Source organism: uncultured Microscilla sp., from assembly GCF_947493425.1.
In the GTDB taxonomy this organism is placed as follows: domain Bacteria; phylum Bacteroidota; class Bacteroidia; order Cytophagales; family Microscillaceae; genus Microscilla.
Map to the genome: position 1 here is coordinate 1 of NZ_CANLRP010000239.1, position 10120 is coordinate 10120.

The 10120-nt window shown below is 40.0% G+C and carries 8 protein-coding genes; 5 read left to right on the forward strand and 3 right to left on the reverse strand.

Annotated features, from left to right (window positions below):
- Positions 1-343 precede the first annotated feature (343 nt).
- Positions 344-562 (forward strand): hypothetical protein, encoded by a 219-nt coding sequence (locus tag Q0954_RS30975; protein ID WP_299464833.1) that lies wholly within the window; start codon positions 344-346, stop codon positions 560-562.
- Positions 563-573: 11 nt separating this feature from the next.
- Positions 574-1710, forward strand: coding sequence for a hypothetical protein (locus Q0954_RS30980; protein WP_299464836.1), 1137 nt, complete (start codon positions 574-576; stop codon positions 1708-1710).
- 383 nt (positions 1711-2093) lie between these two features.
- Here Q0954_RS30980 and Q0954_RS30985 read toward each other — a convergent pair whose 3' ends face one another.
- From Q0954_RS30985 to Q0954_RS30995, 3 genes are all read right to left on the reverse strand, one after another.
- Positions 2094-2768, reverse strand: coding sequence for a hypothetical protein (locus Q0954_RS30985; protein ID WP_299464839.1), 675 nt, complete (start codon positions 2766-2768; stop codon positions 2094-2096).
- A 47-nt stretch (positions 2769-2815) separates the two neighbouring features.
- Positions 2816-3739 (reverse strand): dienelactone hydrolase family protein, encoded by a 924-nt coding sequence (locus Q0954_RS30990; protein WP_299464842.1) that lies wholly within the window; start codon positions 3737-3739, stop codon positions 2816-2818.
- A 228-nt stretch (positions 3740-3967) separates the two neighbouring features.
- Complete coding sequence (locus Q0954_RS30995; protein ID WP_299464844.1) at positions 3968-6805, reverse strand: TonB-dependent receptor; 2838 nt, start codon at positions 6803-6805, stop codon at positions 3968-3970.
- A gap of 425 nt (positions 6806-7230) precedes the next feature.
- Here Q0954_RS30995 and Q0954_RS31000 point away from each other — a divergent pair, with 425 nt between their 5' ends.
- The 3 genes from Q0954_RS31000 (at position 7231) to Q0954_RS31010 (ending at position 9994) form a co-directional block, all read left to right on the forward strand.
- The gene (locus tag Q0954_RS31000; RefSeq protein WP_299464847.1) at positions 7231-8091 is read left to right on the forward strand and encodes a mechanosensitive ion channel family protein; all 861 of its coding nucleotides are present in this window, start codon (positions 7231-7233) and stop codon (positions 8089-8091) included.
- Between the two features lie 424 nt (positions 8092-8515).
- Positions 8516-9061: a TLC domain-containing protein gene (locus Q0954_RS31005; RefSeq protein ID WP_299464850.1), complete on the forward strand. Its 546-nt coding sequence runs from the start codon at positions 8516-8518 to the stop codon at positions 9059-9061.
- Positions 9062-9172: 111 nt separating this feature from the next.
- Positions 9173-9994: a hypothetical protein gene (locus tag Q0954_RS31010; protein WP_299464853.1), complete on the forward strand. Its 822-nt coding sequence runs from the start codon at positions 9173-9175 to the stop codon at positions 9992-9994.
- The last annotated feature ends 126 nt before the right edge of the window (positions 9995-10120 follow it).

A 10120-nucleotide genomic window follows, 5' to 3' on the forward strand; every position in this document is an offset into this window, starting at 1 on the left:
TAGATACCGATGTATATCGGTGCTCACCGAAGGTAATCAGTAGTCAACTTTGGCTAAAATCACTGCGGAGTATTGATTTAACATAAGCACATAAAATTTTGTTGTGACAACTTACCAACAAAAAAAATGTTTAATCAGGGGGCACCCTTCTCCCCAAAACCCTCCCTAACAACGTGTTTTGCCCTACCAACTCCATTGATATACCTGCCAACTGTTTTAGGCGTTTAGCCCAATGCATTGGTCTAATATACAGCAAGCTAGTATTCGACTAAACTTACAAATAGTTACCTTTGAGTCAAGGTTTCCAAACCTGTATAACCATCCATATAAAAGTTATACTAAGATGAAAGTGATTTTAGGATTGATTAATGTTGGTATTCAGGCAATTGGTCAAAATCCATCCTCAAAACCATTTTTGTTTAAGTATAAAAATTACTTAAAATTACCTGCACCACAGCAATTGAGTAAATTATCTGTTAAATTAAAAAAAGTAAAGACAGGCTTGTGGTGCATACATCTGGTAGTAAGTCGTCTCTATGCAACCATAAAACCTCTATTTTAACAAAATAACTCATGCAAAAACTTTCTTACTTTATTTGTCTATTGGCATGGAGCATTACCTCTTTTGCCACCGATCTGACCGAAAACTTTATAAAAGGTACGCCCAAAATAAGTTCTATGAGTCAGCTGGCCTTTGGGCCTCAGGGTATACTATTTATTGGCGACTCAAAATCGGCTACTTTGTTTGCCATTGCCTTAGATGATAAAACTGCACCAGCCAAAAAAACAGTACTAAAGATTGCCGACCTGGAAGGTAAAATAGCCGCTATGTTGGGGGCTAAAAAAAGCGATGTGATGGTACATGATGTAGCCGTAAACCCTTTGTCAAAAAACATTTACCTGGCAGTATCAAGGGGGAGAGCCAAGGGAGATTCTTATTGGAAGTTGCCCAATGACCTGGATGATGCCACGATCTTGATTAGAATAAAAAACGGGAAAGAATTTGAAGAAGTGTCGTTGAACAACATTAAGTATTCTCAGGTGACCATTCCTAACCCTATTGACAAAAAGAAAAAAAACTGGAGAGGTAAGTTTCGCCCCGATGTAATCACTGATATTGCCTACGCCAACGGGCAGGTATATGTATCGGGCTTGTCAAACGAAGAGTTTGCTTCTACTTTCCGCAAAATCCCCTTTCCTTTTAGCAATCGGGTAAACAGTAGTAGTATAGAAATTTACCACGCAGCCCATGGGCAGTATGAAACCAAGTCGCCCATTAGAACTTTTTTGCCTTATAACCTCAACGGTAAGCCTCATATCTTGGCGGCATACCTTTGTACGCCGCTGGTTACCATTCCGGAAGACCAACTGAAAAATGGACAACATGTAAAAGGGCGTACCATAGCCGAATTGGGCATGGGCAATATGCCGCTTGATATGGTGGTGTACAAAAAAGAAGGCAAAGACTATATATTGATGGCAAATACCACTCGTAATGCTATGAAGTTTTCTATAGAAGACATAGCCAACACCAAGGTAAACCTTACTACCAAAACCAAGGTGCCTTTTGCCTCAGAGGGAGTAAAGTATATATCATTCCCCCGTTTGTTGCAGCAGCTGGCCAATTATGACGATAAAAACCTGTTGGTAGTGATGCGTATGCCCAATGGTTCGCTTGTCATGGGGCTTCAGCCTATCAAGTGGTTGTAAGACTGTCGATGGTTCAATGCTGTTTCCTTAACAAAGCCTTTAGCTTTAGCCTAGCTCAGATGGCTCACGCGTCTGTTTTTTTTAATGCACAAAGCTTAAGGAAACAGCATTGGTCGATTGTCGATAGTACTGGTGCCTTGGCTGTCTAAGGAATGGTGTAAAAATAAATTTCTATAGTAACGCTAAAATATTTTGTTGCTAGACGAGGCTAAAAATCGGCTAATAGCAGCGCTATTCGGCTATTTTTTAACAAAGTATAGCCTCAAAAGATGAGGTTAAGAATGTAAATTTATTTTGGTACCATTCCTAAGTTTTCGTTACAGATTTTTTATTTATCATCTTTATCCTTTGGCATACAAATGCAGTAAATCAGTGCCTAACACTTATGTCCAGTTGGGCACCTTCAAATCTCTTAGTTTTTTAGGAATACGTACCTTGAGTTTTATCTTTTGTTTTTTGAGCGGGTACAAGTCGTCAAAAGGTGTATCGGTCGTTGGATCCTTCAGTTTTTGCTCTTCTGGGGTAACCGCCTTGTTGATATACATACCATTTTTAAGCTGACGCAAAGTAACGATTTTCTTGTTGTTTTTTTTCTCCAATGCATCCAACCCTTTCTGGAAACTGCCATTTATGTAGCTCAGGGCGTAGTGCTCGGTGGCTCCTATCACTTTGTCTCCTTCGTCAAATTGGCCGTTTTTGTTGTGATCGGCAAAAGCTACCAAAAAACCAATAGACATTCTAAAGCGTTGCGTCACCAGACAGCTTCTTGTAAGTGGGGGTTCGGTAATTGTAAAACTATACTTGCCGTTTTTTTTCACCTTTCCTACATTTGCCGACATATTCCAGGTTCTTTGCTCCCCCTTTTCCTTTAGGTTCAAGTCGTCGTGGTGCCATAGCACCCCTACCAACAAATGTTCATAACCCTTTAGCCCTGTTTCATCTACAATTTTACCTTTCAGGTGTACTCGAAATTTTTGCTTAAGTAGTTGTGCATTGCTATGATGGTATACGCTCCCAAAACACAAGGCAAGCAATAGCAAAAAACGTGTTTTCATCATCTTATGTAAGTTTATAAGTTAGTGAATGATTAGATATAGACGAATAGTTACATTCGTTTTTTCAAAAATTTCAACGCCTTTTTATAAGCATCTTTTGCCGCCTTTTTTTCATAGCGGGGGCTGCTTGGATTGGCAAAAGCGTGGGCTGCATCATATTGATAAATACGGACACTCTTGTCAATGCTTTTCATCTGGGTTTCAAAAGTCTTCACTATTTTTGGGGTAATCCAACGGTCTTTTTTGGCAAAAATGCCCAACACATCTGTTTTGAGTAGTTTCAAACGTTCTACATTTTTTTCGGGCATACCGTAGTACATTACACAAGCTGCTGCCTGTTTACCTGCCAAAATAGACGCCTGCAACGACCAACCTCCACCAAAACACCAGCCAATAGTGCCTATCTTTGCCTTATTGTCAGTAGCCTTGTTAGCCATTGCCAAAGCCCCTTTAATAATTGCCTCAGCACGGGCTGTTTGTGTGTTACGCATATACTTCCCTGCATCTTTGCGGGTAGTAGCTACTTTGCCATCATACAGGTCTAGCGCTACTACATTTACCCCTTGTTTTTTTAGGTCTTTAAACAGTTGATCTGCTTCTTTTTTTACATTTTTGTTGAGTCCCCACCATTCGTGTATCACCAACAAGTAATGAGGGCTTTTGCCGGATGCCCTATTTACATACGCTTTAGATTTTTTGCCATCGGTAGTGGCAAACTCTACCATTTTGCCCTTGGGCGGGTAGGTGTTAAGGTCGGTAGGCATCTCATGGCTTGCCACAAATGCTTGGTCGTGGGTGAGATCGGCAAACTCTTCAATGGCGGTATAAGCAGCGTCACTTTGGTTAGAATGACAGCAAGCAAGCTTGTTTGCGGGTGCCTTTGCCGGGCGAATGCTGACCAGGGTAAATGCAGTAACCACAGCAAGCAGAATAGTGCCAAAAAAAACTTTGATTAGTTTGGAATAGTGTTGCATTGGATTAAAATTAAATTTTATTTTTAGAATTCCACAATATAGTCATTTTGCATTGTATGATTGCCACGCTGGAAGTTATCCAACGAAAAAGGCGCCACCCTGTGTATGGTACGCCTCTCTATTGATTAGAAAACGGGCTGTTCTACTTGCTCAATATTGAAGAACAGTAAATAAGTAAGCATCAAATGCCTATGCAATTTGTTGGTGGCACCCTTACACCATTGTTTCCTAAAAAGGTCTTCTGCGTTCGCGTTTTTTCTTAGGAATAGCCCCCTTGAAATTTTTAAATTTATAGCTAAAAGTTGCCATTACATATTGTTGTAATACATTGGTTTGGGTGCTCTGAATAGACGCATCACTTACTACACGTTGCAAACTGTTGTTTTGCCCCAACACATCAAACACTGTAATCCTTATTTCTCCCTGTCGTTTCTTAAATAGTTTTTTACCTATGCTCATAGACCACAGCCAAAAATCCTGGTTGAAACCATCTGCCAAACCATTGTAAAACTGGTGGTTGATGTCGGAGTGAAACACCCAACCTTTCAGAAAAATAAGGTTAAGCCTGAGAGCGGTATTTTGGTTAAAAAATGCATTATTTGCTGCAGTGTTGAGGCTATTGATTACCCAATTGTACGACGATCGAGAGCTCAAGGTAAAATCTACATTTTGGCTAATATTACTGCTCAAAGTCAGGTTTAGCCCACCTGTATAATTGTTTGATAAATTGTTTTGCTCGTTTACCAAGCCTGGCGTACGGGTAAGCATAGCATTGGGCGAAATACTCAAATTACTTTTGATAAAATTGAGCGGAAAACCATACGTAACAAAAGTACGCAAGCGGTAGTAGCCATCCAGGTTTACCGACTGAGTAAGCTGAGAGCCTCTTTGTACCAAGTAATCGTTCACCATAGTATCTTGCTGGGCTATCAGCGTGTTTTGCCCTATGTAATTGTTGGTATATTCGGCACTCACCAAAGCAAAGAAAATACTGCCTTTGTTGGCATTGGTAGACCTAAAGCGAGCAAACAAACGATGGGTCAGGGCTTGTTTTAGCTCAGGGTTACCTGTTTCCAGTTGCACCGGATTGCTATTGTCTATGACATTTTGTAGCTGCTCTACAGTAGGCGTAGTGGTATTGGTTCGATAAAACACCCGCAGGTTTTTACTTTTACTAAAGCGATAGCTATACATCGCCATGGGCAATATGTTGACAAAGTTGCGTTGAACCTGAAACTCGCCTGGCAATATTTGTTTGCTGGTAAGTTCAGCATTTTGGTAAGTCAGCCGTACCATCATGCGCTGTCGTTTGGGGCGAGTCATAAAACCAAGGGTGGCTTTATGCGCAAAATAGTTGTTTTCATTGGTGTTTGATAGAGGCACATTCAGGCTATTGTATTGTTGGTTGGTTTCTACAAAATCAAAAGTCTTTTTATCAGATGTACCCGTTTGCGACTCTATGCCATAAGTAAACATCGCCATGCTCCTAAAAGCCACAGGTTCGGTATAAGTCACATTTGCCGACAATGTACTATTATTGACCAACAGGTCGGAAAATTGGTTAAGATTGTCGGTTTCAGTATCGTTGTCATCAAAATAATTATTGAGCGAATTTAAGTAACTTTCACCCTGGTTTTGGTTATAGGTATTATTTACTCGCACCGATAAAGTACGCCTTCTGGTGGCAAACCTATGGCGAATGAGTAAAAAGTTAGTGAGGCTTATCCCAGTAAGGTCAGAATTAAAATTAGTGTTAAAGTTATTTAGTTCGGTACTATTGAGGGTGGTTTGTCCAAGCTCTGCACTACTGCCGTTATTTTGCTGCATGCTCAGGCGGGGCGACCATACTATGGAGGTATAACGGTTCAATTTATAACGCAAACGCATATTGAGCCTGTGGTTGGTGTTTATACTATTGGCAATGCTATTTTCATTGTATACCTGCCCCTGAGTATTGCCCAACAAATACTCTTCACTGGTCAATTGTTGCGAAAGATTGTCGGTGCGATTAAAAAAGTAGTTAGCCGATACATCCAGTTGATCATTCAGCAACTTGTCTGCATAGTTTACCCCAAAAGCATGGGTTTGGGCAACTCCATCTTGCTCATTTACCAAAAAATCGTTGACACTGGTTCCGCCTCGTCTGCCTCCCCTCCTTCGTCCGCGTCGTCCACTTCCTGCGCTTGCCACCCCTACCAGATCTTCGGTCGCAAAATTTTGTTGGTTAATATTGTTAGACTGACCAATGAGGGTAAGACGGGTATCGTCATGAAACACATTAGCATTTATTCCGGCTTCGTAGCGTCCGTTTTGATTGTTATCTTGTCCTCCCCCCGCATACAACCTCCCAAAAGTACCCACTCGCATATTTACCTTGGTCACAAAGTTGATTGTTTTGGTAGTATTGCCATCGTCAAAACCCGTAAACCTCGATTGTTCACTTTGTTGGTCAAATACCTGAATCTTTGAAATGATTTCGGCAGGTAAGTTTTGCATAGCTGCTTTGGGATCGTTGCCAAAAAACGGCTTGCCATCTACCAATACCTGCTTTACTTCTTCTCCGGCTACCTTTATTTGTCCATTTTCTACGCTTACTCCAGGTAATTTGCTCACCAAATCCTGGGCGTTGGCGTCAGGGTTGGTTTTGTAAGCCAAAGAGTTAAACGACGCCGTGTCTCCTTTGATCTCTACAGGAGGTGTTTTACCCACTACTTGTATTTCTTTGAGTTTTTCTGAAGAAACTACCAACAATAAGGTGCCTAAATTTATGTCAGAACTTTTTATTTCTATAGCTTTTTGCAAGGTTTGGTAGCCAATAAAAGAAATGCGCAAGATATATTTACCTGAGGGTATATTTTGAATGATGAAATTACCTTCATTATCAGTAATCGACCCACGCCCTGTGGCAATATTTGGGCGGGTGAGTATTACAGTAGCACCAGGCAACCCCTCAGGTTTTCCTTTTTCTTGTACTTTGCCTTGTATGCGGTGCCTTGGCGACTGTGCCCAGCCTTGGCACACCAACATTGATAAAAATAAAAGGGTCATCAGTTTTTTCATGGTCATCTGCTATATAATTTAAAATTGTCAGTAAGGAATGGTACCAAAATAAATACGCATTCTTAACCTCATCTTTTGAGGCTATACTTTGTTAAAAAATAGCCGAATAGCGATGCTATTAGCCGACCATCCCTCAAGCTCGCTCAACATCCACTGGATATTGCCGTGCCTCGTCTAGCAACAAAATATTTTAGCGTTACTATAGAAATTTATTTTTACACCATTCCTAAGCCTTATTCATTGGGTTTTAGACAAAGCTATACTGGCTTTTATTCCCAAGAATGGGATAAGCTTGTTAAGAAAGTGTTAAAAAAAAGATTGAAAAAAACCAAGGGTACTTGAGGGCTTTTGCATATTTGCCTTATTTTTGCTCAATTCAAAATTGACCTAATTTTATCAAAAAAAATCCCCCTACCCTATTCACCAATGCAATGAAACAAATCAACGATTATATCAACCAGTTGGTAGAACTCACCATAGGTTACGCCCCCAAAATATTGTTGGCTACGCTAGTATTAATAATTGGACTTTGGCTAATAAGACAAGTAAGAACTGTGACCAGCCGAACCTTTGGCAGGTCAAGCACCATCAATCAAGAAGTAAAAACTTTTTTAGACTCGTTGGTGGGGTTTGGGCTCAAAATCTTATTACTTACCAGTGCTGCTGGCATTGTGGGTATAGAAACTACTTCTCTGGTAGGCATCATCGCGGCCATGGGCTTTGCCGTAGGGCTTTCGTTGCAAGGCAACCTCAGCAATTTTGCTTCAGGCATACTCATTATGGTTTTTCGCCCCTTTAAAGTGGGTGATGAAGTAAAAATAAAGGATTATAGAGCCTATGTTACCGAAATACAGATATTTCATACCATTCTTCGCAAATTTGATCAAACCCAAGTCACCATTCCTAACAATATGCTCATGACCAGCCCCATTCATAACCTGTCGGCAAACAAAATAAGAAGCATCGAGTTTGAAATACGCTTGCCGTTTCACGAAAACTTAGGCAAAGCCATAAACATTGTCAAAGAAACCGCCTATGATATTCCAGAGGTGATCAAAGAAGACGAACCTTTTGTTTGGGTCAACAACTTTGGCACACACACAGTGCTGGTCAAGGTGTTTTTGAAGGTCCCCCAGGAACATTTCTGGGCAACTGACTTTAAGGTAAGAAAAGCCATCATGGAGGCATTTGCTCATCACAAAATCCAAGTATCTTACCCCGAAGGTGTATCGTATGGCGAGTTTGGCAGCGATAAAAATGTGTACCCCAACAAAATGGGCTTTAAAGAATGAATGAATGGTTTGATAACTACTGTTGCATGAATAATTTTATTGTTTGATGTTCCCCAAAGCAGTTTTGTAGAAGCATACCCGTTCCCCGTTTTTTTGTCACCTGCTTCTTTGCACTTTTTTTTCAAAAAATAAGAGTACAAAACTTCAGCAAATACCTTTGGATATGTACAAGCATAACCCGAAGTTTGCGGGATTTCGCCAAAAATAAATTACTAACTTATTATTAATATTTATCAGCCACATGGAACTTCTAAAGTTTATCCCATTGTACTCTTTACTATTTGTTGGATTATACCAACTGTTAAGCTTATTCAAAGGTCATCAGTTTCTAAACAGCAAAACAAAACGTGCTGACGTACTTAGTTTAATTTATTATTGTATTTCTCCCCCTTTTGCCGTTATACTCTTCACAACTTCGCCTAAATTGTGGCAATACACCTTGGCAAACACCCTGCATAAACACTTATTTTTGGTAGCAGTTGGGTTTTACATATATTCTAGTTATCTGGAACTTACTACCCGCAAAAAATACGACAAAAGCCTTCTTATTCATCATGTAGTAGTAAGTGTTGGTATGACTCTGCTGATAGCACAAGGTGAGTACCTGGCTATGTTGACCAGTTTTATTATTTTACCATTTACCAGCATATTTTATCACTTGATTCGCCTGCTCAAGGCCTCGGAGGGTGACTATAGCCAGTTTATTCAAAAAATTAACAACTGGCAATTACCTATATTTATTGTAATAAGAGTAGCTTTCCATATTACAGTTACTCTACTATTTGTTTACTATGAGCTGAAAGCGCCATTGTTAAGCACAGGAGTTTTTATTTATAGTTTTGCTACACTGGCAGCAGCATTCTGGCTGAACCTATTCTGGCTCAAAAAACTTGTGCGTATTTGTAAAAAGGGGAAGCAACAATTGAATGCGTCGAACCCTCAACGCCCAGCAAAAGCTGCCATGCATTAGTCTTTAACCTCAATTAAAATTTAAGAATGATTTTGCGATGCCTCGTGAAATCATTTTTTTTGCCTTGCAAATAGTCTATCTTTAATCAACGCGGTCTTACTTTTATATGCCATGAACAAAATTGCTATTCTTCTTTTTGTCATAATTGCTGGAGGTGTTTTTTACTACTTTTATCACCAAGGTGCTATTCCTACTACCCTGGTGAGTGTAAGCAAATTGCCAAAAAAACGCCCTGAAAACCTGGTAATAGAAGTAAGCAAACAAGGGGGAATGTTGCCTGTTTCGAAGAGCATTTATATTTCTCAAGATAGTTCTTACCAAAAACACAGAGCATACCAAACAGAAAACAAAACCTACTTTACACTCAACGCCTCCGAGCTTGACCAAATATATGCTACTTTTGTCAACAATAAATTTGACAAGTTAAAAACACACAACATACGCACGCACGACCGGGGCGGAGTGTCTATATTTCTACGCATCAATCGTACAACTTACAAAATTCACGATTCGGGAAGTACTTATATCCACAAAGGCTCTAAAGCCGCTTTTAGCAATATACTAAGCTCTATTAAGTCGCTGGTAAACAAAAAGTTAACACCGCTTAAACAAGATTTCGAGGTAAAAATAGACAGTAACATAACCCAATTGAGTAAATCGGGTTATTTGGGTAGCCATACTGCCGGCATCAGCCACGGCTTTCAAAAAAACCAACCCATCCCAGGTTCACTATCTTTTCGGCTACTGCCCGGCAAACACCTGTTACGCATCAATTTTACTACCAAGGCAGCTTTACCTAATGGTAAAAACTACTTGGCGGGAGATCTTACATTTACAGTGACCTCTGATACTAAAGGAGTAATGGTAAAAATGCCTGCACCCAAAGACTCTCTGAATAATAGACAAAAGCTCGGCTTGTCGGTATACCAATGATCTTCTGGTCAGCCGCAAATTTTAAACTCCCTGGCTGTTAATCACGCTCATACTAAGGAATGGTGAGAAATTAAATTACCATTCTTGAGGTAGAGGTTTTGTTTTGAGACGAGGCTATTTTTTGCG